At 67.5% G+C, this 16,829-nt stretch carries 15 protein-coding genes; 8 read left to right on the forward strand and 7 right to left on the reverse strand.

Annotated elements, in window-relative coordinates; translation table 11 throughout:
* Positions 1-9: 9 nt before the first annotated feature.
* Entirely contained in the window at positions 10-618 is a 609-nt protein-coding gene (locus ACFVUS_RS06820; RefSeq protein WP_387762216.1) for a DUF6907 domain-containing protein, read from the reverse strand.
* 401 nt (positions 619-1,019) lie between these two features.
* Between ACFVUS_RS06820 and ACFVUS_RS06825 the strand changes: the two genes are divergently transcribed.
* On the forward strand, positions 1,020-1,859 hold the full coding sequence (locus ACFVUS_RS06825) for a helix-turn-helix domain-containing protein (RefSeq protein WP_387762217.1): 840 nt from the start codon (positions 1,020-1,022) through the stop codon (positions 1,857-1,859).
* On the opposite strand, the gene ACFVUS_RS06830 is transcribed toward ACFVUS_RS06825, so the two are convergent.
* Both ACFVUS_RS06830 and ACFVUS_RS06835 read right to left on the reverse strand, forming a co-directional pair.
* Positions 1,828-2,643 carry an alpha/beta fold hydrolase gene (locus tag ACFVUS_RS06830; RefSeq protein WP_387762218.1) on the reverse strand — a complete coding sequence of 272 codons (816 nt, stop codon included), beginning with the start codon at positions 2,641-2,643 and terminating at the stop codon, positions 1,828-1,830. The two genes, ACFVUS_RS06825 and ACFVUS_RS06830, sit on opposite strands and share 32 nt — an antisense overlap.
* Positions 2,644-2,761: 118 nt before the next feature.
* A complete protein-coding gene (locus ACFVUS_RS06835; RefSeq protein WP_387762219.1) occupies positions 2,762-3,004 on the reverse strand; it encodes a hypothetical protein in 243 nt (80 codons plus the stop codon).
* A 284-nt stretch (positions 3,005-3,288) separates the two neighbouring features.
* Here ACFVUS_RS06835 and ACFVUS_RS06840 point away from each other — a divergent pair, with 284 nt between their 5' ends.
* Positions 3,289-4,350 (forward strand): alpha/beta hydrolase, encoded by a 1,062-nt coding sequence (locus tag ACFVUS_RS06840; protein ID WP_387762220.1) that lies wholly within the window; start codon positions 3,289-3,291, stop codon positions 4,348-4,350.
* Between the two features lie 9 nt (positions 4,351-4,359).
* Here the strand turns inward: ACFVUS_RS06840 and ACFVUS_RS06845 are convergent, their stop codons facing one another.
* A complete protein-coding gene (locus ACFVUS_RS06845; RefSeq protein ID WP_387762221.1) occupies positions 4,360-4,815 on the reverse strand; it encodes a MarR family winged helix-turn-helix transcriptional regulator in 456 nt (151 codons plus the stop codon).
* 92 nt (positions 4,816-4,907) lie between these two features.
* Between ACFVUS_RS06845 and ACFVUS_RS06850 the strand changes: the two genes are divergently transcribed.
* Both ACFVUS_RS06850 and ACFVUS_RS06855 read left to right on the forward strand, forming a co-directional pair.
* On the forward strand, positions 4,908-5,690 hold the full coding sequence (locus ACFVUS_RS06850) for a dioxygenase (RefSeq protein WP_387762222.1): 783 nt from the start codon (positions 4,908-4,910) through the stop codon (positions 5,688-5,690).
* 26 nt (positions 5,691-5,716) lie between these two features.
* Positions 5,717-6,259 carry a DoxX family protein gene (locus ACFVUS_RS06855; protein WP_387762223.1) on the forward strand — a complete coding sequence of 181 codons (543 nt, stop codon included), beginning with the start codon at positions 5,717-5,719 and terminating at the stop codon, positions 6,257-6,259.
* 87 nt (positions 6,260-6,346) lie between these two features.
* Here ACFVUS_RS06855 and ACFVUS_RS06860 read toward each other — a convergent pair whose 3' ends face one another.
* A complete protein-coding gene (locus ACFVUS_RS06860) occupies positions 6,347-6,520 on the reverse strand; it encodes a CsbD family protein (RefSeq protein WP_387762224.1) in 174 nt (57 codons plus the stop codon).
* 317 nt (positions 6,521-6,837) lie between these two features.
* On the opposite strand from ACFVUS_RS06860, the gene ACFVUS_RS06865 reads away from it, so the two are divergent.
* Both ACFVUS_RS06865 and ACFVUS_RS06870 read left to right on the forward strand, forming a co-directional pair.
* Positions 6,838-7,779, forward strand: a complete 942-nt coding sequence (locus tag ACFVUS_RS06865) for a DUF1254 domain-containing protein (protein ID WP_387765436.1) — start codon at positions 6,838-6,840, stop codon at positions 7,777-7,779.
* Positions 7,780-7,925: 146 nt separating this feature from the next.
* Positions 7,926-10,571, forward strand: a complete 2,646-nt coding sequence (locus tag ACFVUS_RS06870) for an AAA family ATPase (RefSeq protein ID WP_387762225.1) — start codon at positions 7,926-7,928, stop codon at positions 10,569-10,571.
* Here the strand turns inward: ACFVUS_RS06870 and ACFVUS_RS06875 are convergent.
* Complete coding sequence (locus ACFVUS_RS06875) at positions 10,561-11,904, reverse strand: hypothetical protein (RefSeq protein ID WP_387762226.1); 1,344 nt, start codon at positions 11,902-11,904, stop codon at positions 10,561-10,563. The genes ACFVUS_RS06870 and ACFVUS_RS06875 overlap by 11 nt on opposite strands.
* A gap of 277 nt (positions 11,905-12,181) precedes the next feature.
* On the opposite strand from ACFVUS_RS06875, the gene ACFVUS_RS06880 reads away from it, so the two are divergent.
* Both ACFVUS_RS06880 and ACFVUS_RS06885 read left to right on the forward strand, forming a co-directional pair.
* Positions 12,182-13,144: an amidohydrolase family protein gene (locus ACFVUS_RS06880; RefSeq protein ID WP_387762227.1), complete on the forward strand. Its 963-nt coding sequence runs from the start codon at positions 12,182-12,184 to the stop codon at positions 13,142-13,144.
* A gap of 143 nt (positions 13,145-13,287) precedes the next feature.
* The gene (locus ACFVUS_RS06885) at positions 13,288-15,930 is read left to right on the forward strand and encodes a LuxR C-terminal-related transcriptional regulator (RefSeq protein WP_387762228.1); all 2,643 of its coding nucleotides are present in this window, start codon (positions 13,288-13,290) and stop codon (positions 15,928-15,930) included.
* 206 nt (positions 15,931-16,136) lie between these two features.
* Here the strand turns inward: ACFVUS_RS06885 and ACFVUS_RS06890 are convergent, their stop codons facing one another.
* Positions 16,137-16,814 (reverse strand): hypothetical protein, encoded by a 678-nt coding sequence (locus ACFVUS_RS06890; protein WP_387762229.1) that lies wholly within the window; start codon positions 16,812-16,814, stop codon positions 16,137-16,139.
* Between the last annotated feature and the right edge of the window lie 15 nt (positions 16,815-16,829).

Genomic DNA, 16,829 nt, shown 5'->3' on the forward strand with positions numbered 1-16,829 from the left:
CGACCGCGATCAGCGCGCGCAGATCTCATCGGTGGCATTGAGCAGGGCGGCGGCGATGCGACGGGCCTCCGGCGCGGTGACCTCGGTGGGTTCGTCATCCTGAATTATGAGCGCGATCACAATCCGCCTGCCCAGCCGGGTATCGCTGGCACACAGGCGGATTCGAATCTCGGCGTTCCAGCGATGCGGGCCGTCGACCGGGATCGCCGCCGACCGGCCGTGATGCCACAACTCCACCAGCGGATCCTGCTCGATCGCGCCCTCATGCTGAACGCACCAGGGCGGGCACACATCGGCCAGCAGCAGCGTATCGGGCAGTACCCGGTAATCCCACAGGTCCGCCACCGCGATGAGGGTATCGGCGACCCGAACCGCCTGATCCTCGGTCAGTTCGGCGTGCGCGCGGGTGGGCGCGACCAGATCTATCCAGCTGTGCCGCAACCCGTCACAGTCGTGCGCGTTCAACTGTACGAAGACAGCGGGCAACACCGGTCGCGGCTGCGGGCCGACCAGTACCGACATCTCCTGCCCGCCGTGCCGCCCGCCGTCGAAGGGGTCGAATGGATCGGGATCCTCGTGCTCGACGCACCACGCTGGACACGGTAGAACAACGGTCATCTTCTCAGCCCCCGGATCAGCCGCAGCATCGCCCGTTCGCGAGGACTGCGCCCCCTTCGCGCAGCCCTCGCGCCGGAACTCCCGCACGGCGCCGGGCGGGCGAACTGTGAGGTGCGGCACAGCCGAGGCACATGCGAAATGTGCTGTACTGCAGTGCAATTGCCCATCACTTCGGCCTCGACCAGCGATCGTGACCGCAGGCAATCCCATCACGCGAATTCGCGGGGGTAAAGGTGTATGAGACACGCTGATTAGAGGTACCTCTGACCAGAGGCTGGTGCCGGGTGGGCCGGAAACCCGCACCGAGCGGCGAACGAGATTCGAACTTTCGGGGCGAACTTCGTGAACCGGAACAGATGGTCGCTCGGTCGAGGGGCCGCTCAGCGGGTAGTGTCCTGATCGTGAATGCTGGCCACTCCGCGCCGGGGGGATTCATAGCCGACCAGCTGCTGGCCCCCAATCTTGCCGACTTCGTCCGAACCCACCGCACCTTTCCGCGACCGCCCGAGCATCCGCGCGGACTGAGCCGCCCCGCCTTGGCCGCCCGCTGCGATGTCAGCGCCAGCTATATCGCCCAGATCGAGCAGCGCGAGAAGGTGTCACCCAGCCCCGAGGTCGTGGACGCGATCGCCCGCGCACTGGAGCTCACCCCCGCCGAACGACAGCACATGCACAATCTCGCGGCCCCCAAGACCCCAGGTCCGCGCACGCACGACCCGATGCCCGTGGCCACCATGCTGAGCCTGATCACCGACGATCTGCGCGCCGCCGCGGACGATCTGATGCCGCACCTGTCCGGTTATATCGACGAGCGCTGGAATGTGCTGTGGGTCAACGACACCTACGATCGCGCATATCCCCGGCTGCTGGATGTGGTCAATATCCTGGTGTGGTTCTTCCTGGTACCCGAATCACGCCAGGTGATGCTCGAATGGGAGGACGAGGCGCGCCTGACGGTGAACTGGTTCCGCTGGCATATGGGCCGGTACCAGGATCCCGAATGGGCGATGGAACTACTCGCCCAGCTCAGCGCGTGCGAGGAGTTCCGGGCCATGTACCTGGCCGAGCGGGTGGATTTCGAACGGCATCAGCCGCTCATGCATCTGCGCGATCCGGACACGCTCGAGCCGTACAGCGTGCGGGTCCGGATCACCGATGTGCCGGGTGTCGACGCACCGTTCCAGTGGTTCATCGGCATCCGGCAGCCGTTCAGTGGACCGGCGAACTTGTCAGTCGAGTGAGGAACTCCCCCAGCGCGTCGTTGACCAGATCGGGCGAGGTCCAGTTGGCGGCGTGCCCGGCGCCGGGGATGGTCACCACCGGACCCGAGGCGGGCAGTCCTTCGGCGAGTGCCGCGGACTTCTCCGCGGTACTGGAACCATCGTGCTCACCGCGTAGAACCAGTGCGGGACAGGTGATCTCGGACAGTCGATCGAGCAGTGACTCGCGTTCGATCAGGGTCTGCGCGGCGGCGCGGATCGCGGTGCGGTCGCTGGCGGCCCACTTGTAGCGCCACGGCGACTGATCGACCACGGTACCGCCGATGAGCTGGGCGGCCAGCCCCTCGGACAGCTGGCCGATCGGCACCTCCGGATTGGTCCACGCGGCGAACAGGCCGCGGTACTCCTGCCGCTGTTCCTCCGGGGAGTCGCCGGCCTCGGTGTCGAACAGCAGCAGCGCGTCGGCGCGTTCGGGGGCCAGCAGTGCGCCGTGCAGCACCGCGTAACCGCCCTGCGACATACCGCCGAGAATGGCGTGCTCGACGCCCGCGGCGTCCATGACGGCGAACATATCGCGCGCCGAGTCCCAGTAGGTGAAGGACTGCTCGGGGTCCGAGACGGTCGCGCCGTGGCCGCGCGCGTCCCAGCACAGCACCCGGAATCCGCGCGCCTCCAGGTACTCGGCCTGCGGCGCGAACATCGACAGATCCATGAAGAACCCGTGGCCCAGCACCACGGCCGGCCGGTCCTGACCACCGGAATCGGTGTAGAAGATACGGGCACCATCGGTACTTACGTACGGCATGGCCGTAGCGTAGCCGGGCGCCGCGCGGTTGTCGCGGCCCGGGCACACTCTGTACAGAGGTGGATCGCGAACCCGGCGGAATGCGAAAGCCGCAGTGGCCCAAGTCGAATCACGCGACTCATTCGATTATCCAGTGCGGATGCAGGGCGGCGATATGCGCGTCGACGGCGGCGCCGACCCGATCGCGCCAGCCCGGATTCGCCTGCGTGGTGTTCTCGTCATGGAACCAGGGACAACCCGGCACCGGACAGACGAAGCGGTATGTGCCGAAATCATCGACGCGCCCGCCCGGGCTGAAACGCCAACTACCCGTTTCGGTTCCGTCCAGGGGCCCGGCGGAGGGTGTGATCTCGTCTCCCACTCGCACACTCGATCACAGAACGGTGCGCACGTACCACTTGCGTACCGCGCGGTACGTGATGCGCCAGAACGCCGTGCCCGTTTCGCCCGATCGCGACGTGCGCTGCGTCACAGAACATTAGGCAAATTTTTAGCAACGTTTCCGTCGCGGGTGCCGATAGGTGTTCGAGCGAGCGTGGTGACGGAAACTGCCTCCGGAGCCGCGCTCGCTCCGCGCCCGGTGCGGGGACCGGATCCGAATGGCCCTGCGGTCGATATGACCGCTCGAGCGAGAGGACCCGATCGATGAGATCGATTCGCGGTAGGACGAATTCGAGACAGGGGCCCGGCGGCCCGATGCGGCGTACGGTGCTGTTCTTGGCATTGGCGCTGCTCATACCCTTGGGGACAACCGTTTTGGGCAGTGGCGCAAAGGCGTCGGCGGCGTTCAATCCCGCGGCTTTCGACTTCTGGGTGGACTCCCCATCCATGGGGCCCATCAAGACTCGCGTACTGCGCGCCGCGGACGGCAACACCAATCGCGTGGTCTACGCCCTCGACGGAATGCGCGCGGGCGAAGGTCTGAACGGCTGGGAAATCGAGACCAACGTCGCGGAGACGCTGGCGTCCTGGAACATCAACGTGGTCATGCCCGTAGGTGGTCAATCCAGTTTTTACACCGATTGGAACGCACCCAGCGAATTCCTGGGCATCCCCGCGGGCACCGGATCGGCCAATACCGGCTCCGGCGCGACCGATGCCCTGTCCGGCGGTCCGGGCAAGAGTTACCGCTATACCTGGGAGACCTTCCTGACCAACGATCTGCGCTGGGCGCTGCGCGATCGACTGGGTTTCAACCCCAATCGCAATGGCGTCTTCGGCCTGTCCATGGGCGGCAGTGCGGCGCTGACCCTGGCCGCCTACCATCCGGATCAGTTCAGCTTCGCCGGTTCGTATTCCGGCTACCTCAATATCTCCGCGCCCGGTATGCGCGAGGCCATTCGACTGGCCATGATCGATGCCGGTGGCTACAACGTCGATTCGATGGCTCCGCCGTGGGGACCGCAGTGGTTGCGGATGGACCCCTTCGTCTTCGCACCGCAGCTGGTCGCCAACAACACCCGGGTCTACGTGGCCGCGGCGAGCGGGCGGCCGACCGCCATGGACGGTCCGAATATGGGCACCGTCAACGGTATGGCGCTGGAGGCGCTGGCACTGGCCAACACGCGCGCCTTCCAGGTCCGGATGGCCTCGCTCGGCGCGGGCAATGTCGCATACTCGTTCCCCGCGTTCGGTATTCACGCCTGGAACAACTGGCAGGACGAGGCGTACCGGATGATCCCGGACCTGTCCGCCAGCATCGGCTAGTACGGCCGATCAGGACCCGGCGAGGCGGTTTCCGACCTCGCCCAGGCCGTCCGCGATGGCCTGCTGCTGTGCGGGGGTGAGCACGTCGATCAGCGCCCGGCGCACCGTGTCGACATGACCGGGCGCGATCTCGGCCAGTCTGGACCGGCCCGCGCCGGTCAGCACGGCGAGCACCCCGCGCACATCGGTCGGACAGTTCTCGCGTCGCACCAATCCCGCCTTCTCCAAGAGCGTGACCTGGTAATTCAGGCCGCTCTTGGAGGTGTAGAGGGCATCGGCGAGTTCGGTCATGCGCACCGCGCCGCCGGGGGCCTCGGACAGCCGGACCAGCACCTCGTACTGGGTGTGCGAGAAACCTTCCTGTTTGAGGTGTCGTTCCACCTCACGCCCGACCAGCGCCCCGGCCGCGAGGAAACTCTGCCAGGTCCGCATCTCGCGGTCATTCAGCCACTGTGGATCGTGCACAACCGCCAGCATAGCCCCGGTTGTTCAAATTTGAACAGCCTGCTAGCGTGCTAGTTGTTCAAATTTGAACATCACCGGCGGAGGAGAACGCGATGACAGGCGAGGATCGGGCCATGCCCGTGCTGTACCTCTCGCACGGAGCGCCGCCGCTGGCGGACCACGCGCACTGGCCGGGCGAATTGGCGGCGTGGGCGGGTGCGCTGCCGCGACCGCGCGCGATCCTGGTGGTGTCCGCGCACTGGGAGACGGCGCCGATCGCCCTCGGGGCCACCACCGTGACCCCGCTGGTGTACGACTTCGGCGGCTTCGACAAGCGGTACTACGACGTCACTTACGCCGCACCGGGTGCGCCGGAGCTGGCCGCCGAGGTACGCGCGCTGCTCGCCGGTCCCGGTACGACCGTGCAGGATTTCCCGGATCGCGGCCTGGATCACGGGGCCTATGTGCCGCTCAAGGAGATGTATCCGGACGCCGATGTGCCGATCCTGCAACTCTCGATTCCGACCCTGGATCCGCGGGCACTGCTCGAGGTGGGCCGCAAGCTCGCACCGCTGCGCGCCCAGGGCGTGCTGATCGTGGGCAGCGGATTCTTCACCCACAATCTGCGCGCCATGACCGGCGATGACGAACACGCCTACTCGTTCACCGTCGAATTCGACCAGTGGGGCCGGGAAGCGCTGGCGGCCAACGATATCGACGCACTCCTGAACTTCCGGCACACCGCGCCGGGAGCCGAACTCGCGCATCCGCGCACCGAACACTTCGCGCCCCTGTTCGTCGCGCTCGGGGCGGGCGAGTCCGATCTGGACACCGTCCGCACCGTCATCGACGGCTACTGGTTCGGCATGGCGCGTCGCTCCATCCAGCTCGGCTGACCCGACCCTCCTCGAAAGGCGTTCTCATGTCCACGATTTCCGCGCTGACCAAACCCGCCGAGATCGGCGTCGATTCCACCCGCACCGCGCCCTACGACCTCGGACTGCTGGCGCTGCGCCTGGTGGTCGGATTGACCATGGCCGCGCACGGCACCCAGAAACTCTTCGGCTGGTTCAGCGGCGGCGGTATCGACGGCACCGCGGCGTTCTTCGATTCCAGCGGCTACCCCGCCGCCCGCACCATGGCCGTAATCGCCGGTCTCACCGAGACTTTCGGCGGTCTGGGCCTGGCGCTGGGGCTGCTCACCCCGCTCGCGGGCGCGGCCGTGGTCGGCACCCTGCTCAATGCGCTCGCGGTCAAATGGGGCGGCGGGTTCTTCGCGCCCAAGGGTGTGGAATACGAATTGCTGCTGACCGTGGCGGCCGCCGCGCTGACCGTCACCGGTCCGGGCGCCTACGCGTTGGATCGGTTCGTGCCCGCGCTGCGCACACCGCGCCTGGCCTACGGCCTCGGGGCCCTGGCGCTCGCGCTGGTCTCGGCGGGCCTGGTACTGGTCATCCGCACCTAGGATCTCGCGCCGCCCACGGTGCGAAAACCGCAGTGCCCGGACACCTTTCGGTCCGGGCACCACGGATTCCGGGGCGGGCCCGGGAGGTCAGTGCTTGAAAGCGTCCTTGACCTTCTCGCCCGCGTCCTTGAAGTCGGACTTGACCTGGTCGGCCTTGCCCTCGTTCTCGGTATCCCGATCGCCGGTCGCCTGACCGAGCTTCTCCTTGGCCTTACCGGCGATTTCCTCTGCCTTGTTCTTGGCCTTATCGGTCGCACTCATGTGTCATTCCTTCCATCGAGCGAACTCGGTGAGCCGGGAATCGACCCGAAACGGACCTACCCGGCTATCCGGTGACGAAACGGGCGCGGCCCCGCGTGTCAGATCACCCGCTGTGGGTGAACCGCCTGACCTGGCGCGATGTCACGCTCGCAGTCGTGAAGAAACTGATGATGATCTCCGGCTTGGCCGCCACCGTGCTGCTGGCGGTGACCGCGTGCGGCGGTTCCGGGAAATCGCAGGACAGCGCCGCGACATCGTCGAGTCCGGACGCCGCGGCGACGACCGCGCCGAAGTATCCGCTCGGCGAGCCGCTGGCGGTGACACCGGAGAATTTCGTGCGCGCCGAAACCGATATGGAGTTCGCGCGCAGTGTCCAAGCGGGCGGATTCGGGCGGTTCCACCACAATCGCGAGTTGATGCCGATCGACCATCAGACGGTGGTGCGCCCCAACCGGGACACGCTCTACTCGTCCGCGGTGTTCGATCTCGACGCCGGTCCGGTGACGGTCACGCTGCCCGATTCCGGGAAGCGATATATGTCAATGCAGGTCATCGACGAGGACGAATACACCCACGAGGTGGTGTACAAAGCCGGCAGCTACACCTTCGACCGGGACAAGATCGGAACCCGCTATCTCATGCTCGGCGTGCGCACCTTCGTCGACCCGAACAATCCCGCGGATCTGGACACCGTGCACGGTTTGCAGGATGCGATCAAGGTCGAACAGCCCGGCGGCCCCGGCACATTCGAGATTCCGCAGTGGGATCCGGCCAGCCAGAAGATCGTCCGCGACGCACTGCTGACCCTGGCGGGCACGCTGCCGAACACCAACGGCGCGTTCGGCCCCAGGGATGAGGTCAACCCGATCCAGCACCTCATCGGCGCGGCCTCCGCCTGGGGCGGCAATCCGCTCCAGGACGCGGTCTACCTCACCGTGACCCCGGCCGAGAACACCGGCACGACCGATTACACCCTGCACGTGAAAGACGTTCCGGTGAACGGCTTCTGGTCGATCAGCCTGTACAACCCGCAAGGCTACTTCCAGGCGAATCCGCTGAACGCCTACTCGATCAACAATGTCACCGCCGCTACCAATCCGGACGGTTCGTTCGACATTCGCTTCGGTGGCTGCGACGCGCGCACCGGCAATTGCCTCCCGATCATGCCGGGGTGGAACTATATGGTCCGGCTCTATGAGCCGCAGCCTTCGATCCTCAACGGGCAGTGGACATTCCCGCAGCCGACACCCATTCGGTAAGTCACCGGATCGATAGGGCGGCGGGCCGCTACAATCGGCTAATTCTTGGACACACCCGTTCAAGAATAGCTGTCGGGGGTGCCGATAGGCTCGCACCGAGCGCCCGACCCGTATCGATCTTCTCGAGAAGGGAGCAGTCCTCTCCGATGCCGCAGCACACCGGTTCCGCAGCGCGCCTGTACGGACGCGAACACGAACGCCAGGAACTGGATCGGGTGCTATCGCTGGCCCGGGACGGGAAGGGTTCGGCATTGCTCCTGGTGGGCGAGCCCGGAATCGGTAAGACCGCGCTGCTGCGGTACGCCACCGCGCATGCCACCAACTTCCGGGTGCTGACCTGCCGCGGGGTGCCGAGCGAGACCGAACTGGCCTTCGCCGGACTGCATCAGCTGCTGTGGCCGGTCCTCGATCGAATCGATGAGTTGCCGGACGCGCAGGCGGCGGTGCTGCGGGGCGCGCTGGGATTGGGCGGGCACAGCGGCGACCGGTTGCTGCTGGGCGTCGCGGTGCTGACCCTGCTGTCCGAGCTGGCCGGGGAGCGGCCGGTACTGGTGATCATCGACGATCTCCAACTGCTCGATCAGCCGAGCCGGAACTGCCTGCGATTCGTCTCGCGCCGTATCGCGGAGGAGCCGATCGCCATGCTCGTCGCGGCGCATCCGGGCACCTACAGCGAGACCGGTGAGCCGACCCCGGTGCTGCCGATCCGGGGCCTGGACAGCGCGAGCGCGGAACGGCTTGTCGCCGAACACAACCCGAGGCTGAGCCGGGCGCGTACCAGCACGCTGGTGCGGCTCACCGCTGGAAACCCGCTCGCGCTGGTGGAACTGAGCCGCGGCGCGGGGACGACGCTGAGCCCGGCGGCCGGTTCCCATATCGCGCTCGGTCCGCGCCTGCGCGCATCGTTCGACGCCCGGCTGCGCGAGCTGCCCGCGAGCGAGCGGACCATCGCGCTCATCGCGGCCGCCGATGACGGCGCGGACGCCCGCACCATCGCGCGCGCGGCCGAATTGCTCGGGGTCACCGCCGAAGACTTCTCCGCCGCACTGAATTCCGAGCTGCTGCGGCCCGTCGACGGCCGAATCACGGTGGACCATCCGCTGATTCGCGCCGCGGTGTACGACAGCGCGGATCCGGAACTGCGGCGCATCGTGCATGCCGCGCTGGCCCGGGTCTACGCGGACAGTGACCGCGAGCGGCATGACTGGCATGTGGCCGCGACCGCCACCGAACCGGATCAGGAGATCGCCGAGATGCTCGACGCCGCCGCCGAGCGGGCCTGGGCCCGCGGTGGCGCGCTGGCGGCGGCCCGGATCTATCGGCGGGCCGCCGCGCTCTCCCCCGATACCGCCGCGGCCGCGCACCGGCTGGCCCGGGCCGCGCGCGCCGCCTGGGACGGTGGTGACGCCGAAACCGCGCGGGAACTGTTGCAGGCGGCCGAGGATCGCGCGGGGGCCGATGCGGTCGGGGCGGCGGGCGGCGGCCTGGCCGGATTGTTCGAACTCGGACAGGGCGATACCGCGCGGGCGCGCCGATTGCTGTTGCGCGACGCCGCATCCGCCGAACCGCGCTTCGCCGATGAACTCCGGCATCTGGCGCTGCGCGCCAGCTGGGCCCTGAGCGATCCGCTGACCGCGGCGCAACTCGGCGCGATCGCCGCACGCACGGTGGACAGCGGCACCGAGCTGCCGCCGTCGCGGCTGCCGATCGCCGAGGTCGCGATCGCCGTCGGAGGTGAAGCCCACGCGCTGCGCCTGTATCGGGAGAGCATCGAACGGATGCGCACCGAGGGACCGGTCACCTGGCTCGGCTACTCACTCGGCCAGCAGGCCATGCTCGATATCGCGGTGGGCCGCTGGGACGACGCCATTACCGAGGCCACCGAGGGGCTGCGGCTCTCGGATGATTTCGGCGGGCGGCAGACCCCCGCATACTGTTATGCCGCACTGGGTTTCGTCGCGGCGCTGCGCGGTGACGAGGCGACCGCGATCGAACTGACCGAGCGGGCGCTGACCTTCGCGCGGCCGATCCGATTCCATCCGCTCGCCGCGGACGCGTACTGGTGCCGCGCGCTCGCCGCACTGGGCGCCGGACGACCCGACGATGCCTTCGAACTGCTCCGAACCATCCGTGCCCCGGACCATTTCGCGCATCAATCCACCATCGTCGCGTTGAGCGCGGCCGATGCCGCCGAGGCCGCCGTCCGCCTGGGCCTGTTCGAGCCCGCCCGCGAATACCTCGGAATTCTCACCGCGGACGCCGAACTCACCACTGCCGCATGGGCATCGGCGGACGCGGCCCGGGTGCGCGCGCTGCTGGCGGCCGATACCGAGGCCGAGGCGCTGTTCCTGGAGGCGCTGCGCACCGCACCGATCGAGCGGCCGTTCACCTACGCGCGCATCCAATTGCAGTTCGGGGAATGGCTGCGCCGGATGCGGCGGCGCAAAGTGGCCCTGGAGCAATTGCATTCGGCGCACGACACCTTCGAGCGGCTGGGCGCGCGCCCGTGGGCCGAGCGCGCCGAGCGTGAGATCGTCATGGCCGGTGATCGCACCACCGTCGGTGTCGCGCGCTCGGACTCCGATCCCGCCACCGTGCTCACCGCCCAGGAATTGCAGGTGGCCCGGCTGGCGGCCACCGGACTCACCAACCGGGAGATCGCCGCGCGCCTGCTGATCAGCCCGCGCACCGTGGGAAACCATCTCTCGCATATCTTCTCGAAGCTGGGATTGGCCGGGCGCGGGGATCTGGTGAACGTCGACTTCGACAATGGCTTCCGCCTCATACCCTGACCGGTTCGCGCTCGGGAATACGCTCCGCCGGGGCGCTCGGCCCCCGCGGAGCCGACGGACCACCGGGTGGGGATGGCTCGATCTGCCGGGAACGGTTGTGCCGCAACGCCAGTGCCATCACCCCGCACGCGATGGTGACCAGTACCGCGATCCAGCCGGGTACCCAGGACTCGTTCGGCGGACTGTGGATCCACACCTTCGACAGGCCCGCGTGGTCGTATCGCCTGCTGGTCACCACCGCCACCAGAGACGGCGCGATCAATGTCACCAGAGCCAACGCCATGCTCGAAAGCTCCTGCGGCACCACGACTCCGAAACAGTAGCCGCCGACCGCCGCGACGGCGATGGCACCGGCCACCGGTAACGCCGTCGCTCCACCGGGTACGACGGTCAGCGCCTCGAACACCGCCAGTGCGATGGTGGCCAGCACCGCCACCAGCGGGCGCGGCCAGCGCACCCCCGCCGCCAGGCCCACCGCCACCGCGACCACCAGCAGCGGAACCATCCACCCCGGCCGCAATCCCAGACCGACCGCGCCGCCCGCGGCGGTGAACGCCACCGCGAGCGCGATCAGCACGCCGTCGCGGCCCGGTAGCAGCAGCGCCGCCACCAGGGTCGCGATCACGATGAGCACACTGCCCCCGACTATCCGCGCCGCCCAATCATCCTGGGCCGCCAGCCATTCCGAGCGCACCAGCGAGGCGGTGACCAAGACCAGCACCGCCGCCACCGCACGCAGCGGAATCTCCACCACCGGAACGACATCCGCGTCCCGGTTCAGCCAGGCGCAGCCGCCGAGCGATACCACCGCGATCAGGATCAGCAGGAATGGCGGCGGATCGACCAGCGCCCAGCGCAGCACGTCGTTCGATTGCCCGCCGCTGCCCGGCACGGTGATCCGATTCCCGGTCACGATGCCCGAGAGCGCACCCAGCAGCGTGCCCGCCAGCGCCAGCCGACGGCCCCCGGTGAGCACGATCAGCGCGCCCAGCAGCGCACCGCTCACGATCGCGTCCACGAAACCGAAGGTCGCCAATCCGACGGTCAGCCGGTGTGCCACCAGGTGGGTGAGCAGCAGCAGCGCACCGCTGAACCAGGCCAGCAGCCAGACCGAACGAACGGTGGCCGCGGTACACAGCGCCGCCACCCCGACCGCCGCCAGGGCCGCGGTGGCCGTCGCGCGCGGGGTGCTGAACACCAGCATTTGCAGGTCCAGCGCCGATCCGCGGGCCAGCCAGCGGAAATCGATCGGCACGGTGACGGCCAGTCCGGCGACCCCGGCGGCGAGGCACAGCGTCAGGACCTCCAGCCGATATCTCCCACCAGCGGTCATGACGACCTTTCTCGAACGCCTCGACCACGGTGATCGAGCCTGCTCGCACGCTACGAACCGCGCGCATACCCGCGCATCACGCATTTCGGGTGAACAGGGCGCACAAATTCCGCACGACAGCGGTCGGAACCCGTCGGCAGCGCGCGTGAGCTTCACCCCGGACGGGTGGCGTGCCGTCGCGCATCACGCTTCTAGGCTGAGATCAGTCGATCGGACACCGCTCGGATACGACGGGTGCTCGCGCAGGACCGATCGCGAATCGGAACAGGAGGATTCCATGCGAATCGATGTGCACGCGCATTATTGGACCGATGACTATCTAGACCTGCTGGTGGAGCTGGGCAAGACCGATACCGATACCCAGCGCGGTATGGGAGCGGGAGGCGGCGCGGAACTCGATGCCCGGCTGCGGCTGATGGACCGCGCCGGTGTCGATATGCAGGTGCTGTCCACCGCACCGCAGAATCCCTATGGACCGGACCGCGAAAAAGCCGTCGCCGCAGCACGATTCGTCAATGATCAGTACGCGGGGGTGGTGGCCGCGCATCCGGATAGATTCCTGGCCTTCGCCTCGGTGCCCATGCCGCATATCCCCGAGTCCATTGCCGAGATGGGCCGGGCGCTGGACGATTTGGGCATGGTCGGCGTGGCCATGAACACCACGGTGCTCGATAGGGCGCTGGTGGATCCCGAATTCGCGCCGATCTTCGCCGAACTCGATCGGCGCGGCACCGTGCTGTATCTGCATCCGGCCGGGAACAGCGCGTGCTCACCGCTGATACGCGACTACCACCTCACCTGGATGGCGGGCGCGCCCATCGAGGACACGATCAGCGTGATGCAGTTGATCACCGCAGGTTTTCCGCTGCGCTATCCGAACATCAAGATCATCAACTCACACCTGGGCGGCGCACTGCCGATGCTGTTGCAGCGGGCCGACAATCAGTACATGTGGGAGGCGCCGCAGACGCCCGAAGCACCCAGCGTGCAGGCCCGCCGCATGTGGTACGACACGGTCGGGCACGGTCATCTGCCCGCGCTGCAGGCCGCCATCGATTCCTTCGGCGCGGACCGGTTGCTGCTGGGCACCGATTTCCCGTACGAGAACGACAAGGTCTTCGTGCGCGCGATCGATTACATCTCCGATCCGGGTATCGCGCCCGCGGATTCCCAGGCGATTCTGGAGGGGAATGCCGAGCGGATATTCGGCCGAATTCCCGCCCCGAGCGGCACCGCGTGAGCGCTGCGACCCGGATGAACCCGGGCGCATCGGACCGATGCGCCCGGGTGTGAAGTACCTCATTGGACGATTGATCAACAGAGGTTTGCGGTAACGTCGCCAGTGGCGGTTGTGATGTCTCAGCACTCGAGCCGGAGGATTCGGTGACGACTTCACAACGAACATCTGTTTGTCCGCAATCAGTACTCGAACGCTCCGCGCCCTACCGTCCACCCACGCTCACCTGCGATCCGATCGCCCGGTCCGAACTCTTCGACCGCCTCGACACCGGGCCGCCGCAGCCGGGAGCCCGCGTGGTGGTGCTCAACGCACCCGCTGGAGCCGGAAAAACTGTTTTGTTGCTGGACTGGATCGAACAGCGCGTACGCGCACGTGCCCCCGAGACCGCGGTGGCGTGGCTGACCATCACCGCGGCCTTCGACCGCGATCGCAGCCGCTGGCCCGTCGTGACCCGGGCACTGTGCGAGGCCCTCGGCACCCCACCGCCGCCGCCGGGCGTCACCTTCGCCGCACACCTGATCGAAGCGCTCGGCGAACGCGACACCCCGGCCGTGCTGGTGGTGGACGACGCGCATCTGATCACCGATTCCTTCGTGCTGGTCGCGGTCGAATACCTGATCCGGCACGCACCACGCACGCTGACCATCGTGCTGTCCGGACGGTTCGAGCCGCCGCTGCGCTGGCACACCCTGCATGTGGAAGGCCGGCTCACCCGCATCCGCAGATGGCATCTCGCATTGACCAGATCCCAAGCGGGACAACTGTTCACCCGACAGGGCTGCACCCTGACCGAATCCGAGTTGGATACGGTCATGGCGCTCACCGAGGGATGGACGGCGCTGGTGCGAATCGCGGCGCTGGCGGTGGCGGGCGGGGCCCGCGATCGCGCCGCGTCGCTGGCATTGCTGGCGCGGCCCGCACCGGCGGTGGCGGACTTCGTGGTCGGTGAGGTGCTGGGCGCGCTGCCCGAGCCCACGCTCGAATTCCTGATCAGCACCGGGGTTCCCGAGCGGTTCACCGAACAGCTCGCCGACGAGCTACACGGCGTGCGTACCCACGAGATGCTGGATGAGTTGCAGCGCACAGGTTTTCCGCTCACACGTCATTCCGAGGGCGGTGCGCTGTGGTTCGTCCATCACCCCGTGGTGCGCGCCTATCTGCTGACGCGGGCGCGCGGGCGCGGCGACGCCGCGCTGTCGGAATTGCGGCTGCGCACCGCGCGAGCGCTCATCGACGCGGGGCGGCCCGCCGACGCGCTGCCGCAACTGCTGGCCCTGACCGATCCCGAGCCGCTGCGGGAGTTCTTGCGCGACAACGGTATCGGGCTGATCTTCGACGGTTCCGGACCGCGGCTGTTCGAGGAACTCGATCGATCCGGCTCCCCCATCGCCGATGATCCGTTCGTCTGGCGGCTGCGGGCCATCGACGCGGTGACGAGCGGCCAGGATCGCGCGGCGCTGGCGTACCTCGAACTGATTCGCGCCCAGCCGATGACCAAACCGTCACTGGCGCCGATACATTGGCTGGACGCGCTCGGATCCGCGGTGACCATCGACGCCGTACTGAGTTCCGGCGCGCTGGTCGACGAACTGGAGGCGGGCATCGAGTTGCCCGCGACCGGCAACCTCGATATCGACTGCTATCTGGCGGTGCAGGCGGCGAGCGCCATGCTGTTGCACGGCCGGATCGACCGGGGCGAGGCGCTGCTGCGTTCGGGTATCACCCTGGCCGAGCGCACCGGCCGGCATCGGCTGGTGCTGCGGTCACTGGCGCGACTGGCGGTCGCGTCGGTGTACATCGGCGCGATCGGCGCCGCGCGCGCCCGTTCCGAAGTCGCGATCGGCTATGCGCTCGAACATGATCTGCGGGATTTCCCCGATACCCATCGCATGGTGATCGTGGCCGGGCTGACAGGGTATATCCAGGGCGAATCCTTCGATTCCGAGCGGATAGCCGAGATTCTGGAGCAGTGGTCCGAACCCGAACGCTCGGGTATGCCCGCGACGGGTCTGCCCACGGTCGTCGCCTGCCAGTTCCTGCTCAGCCGCACCGCCGAGGACAAATACCTCGCCGTGCATCGGGTCCGGACCGGCCTGCTGCGATTGCTGGCATCGGATCCGTTGCCCGCGGGCAATCAGGGCGTGCAATTGCCTGCGGTGGTGCGATCGCTGCTGCAATTGCGCGAGGTGCGCTCCGCGCAGGAGTTGGCCGATCGCGCGCAGGCCGTACTCGGCGACAGCGCCGAGGTGATCCTGATCCAGGCGATGCTCGCCGATGCGGCGCATAAACCCCGTTCGGCCCGCGCACTGCTGGAACCGCTGCTGCACGGCACCGAGCAGCTGTACTCGGTGACGGAATTGGCGGCGTGGCTGCGCTACGCGGCCGTGGTGCACAAGCTCGATATGCCCGCCAAGGCGGCGGAGGCGCTGGAGTCGGCGCTGCGGATATCGGAACCCGATGCGCTGGTCTCCCCCTGGCTCGATGTGCCCGAGGCGATCGAACTGCTGGATATCTACGCGGGCCGATTCGGTCGGCTGGACGATTTCGCCGAACGGCTGCGCCATCATCCGGCGGCCGTGCGCGGTGCGACGCTGCCCCCGCTCACCGCATCGGAAACGACTGTGCTGAAACATCTTCCGTCGGGACGCACCACCGGACAGATAGCCGCCGATCTCGGGGTATCCATCAATACGGTCAAAACGCATCTGCGCGGGATCTACAGCAAGCTCGATGCGAATACCCGGGGCAATGCCGTGGAGCGGGCACGCCTGGTGGGCCTGCTCTGATCATCCGAGGCCGTGACGCAAGAGACGGACCGCCTCCGGCGGCGGTTGTGCTGGGGGTGGAGAACGGTCCCTCTCTCACGTTGGCGCCGGTCGGACTGCAGGGAACCGACCAACACTGCCATGGTGCCCGCGGCCTGCGGCCACCACCAGGTCATGACCTATACGGCGACCTATACGAGAGAGTGTGAAGTGCACGGGTCCGCCGCTCAGGTCGTTATGCGCTGCATATCGCTGATGAGCCAGCGGCCGTCGGGTTGCTCCTCCGCGGTGACGACCGCGACGGTGAGCGCCACTTCCGGATTGGGAGCGGTCTCGCTGGTGGTGGATTGTTTGATATAGCCCACGGCCGTGGCGACATTGTCGGTGATCGCGCGCAGGCCGCAATTGAAGTCGACCACTTCGCTGGTGCTGTTGTTCGCGAGCAGATATGCGCGAGTGGCGGTATTGGTTTCCTGGAGTTGCTTGCGATAGGGCCCGGTGGACGCCGCGATGGCTCCGGCGAAATAGGCGTCGAGAGATCTGGCGTCGTAGGTGGCGATATTCTTGAGATGCACATGAATTGCGTGCAGGGCGGCAATATGTCTGCTGCCGATTTTCGCGATCTCGGGCGCGACACCCGGGTTCGGCTGGGACCTGGTGGTGATCGCTCCGGCGTTGTTGACCGGTAGGCCGCTGGCGCGCTTGGGTGCCGCGGAATTGCCATCATCGGAATTTCCGATGAAATACGCCGAGCCGACGGCGACCGCGCTCAATGGCAACACTCCGGCGAGTGCGGCGAGCTTCCGGCGCGACATCGGCGTCTTGGCGGGCGGTGGCGGGGCCTCCGGAAAGGGTGGCGGCTCGACCGGAGGGAAGGACAGCGATTCGTTCTCGGTTTGAGTCACGCGGTTTCCTCACTG

Origin of the sequence: Nocardia sp. NPDC058058, from assembly GCF_042885355.1 — a bacterium.
Lineage (GTDB): Bacteria > Actinomycetota > Actinomycetes > Mycobacteriales > Mycobacteriaceae > Nocardia.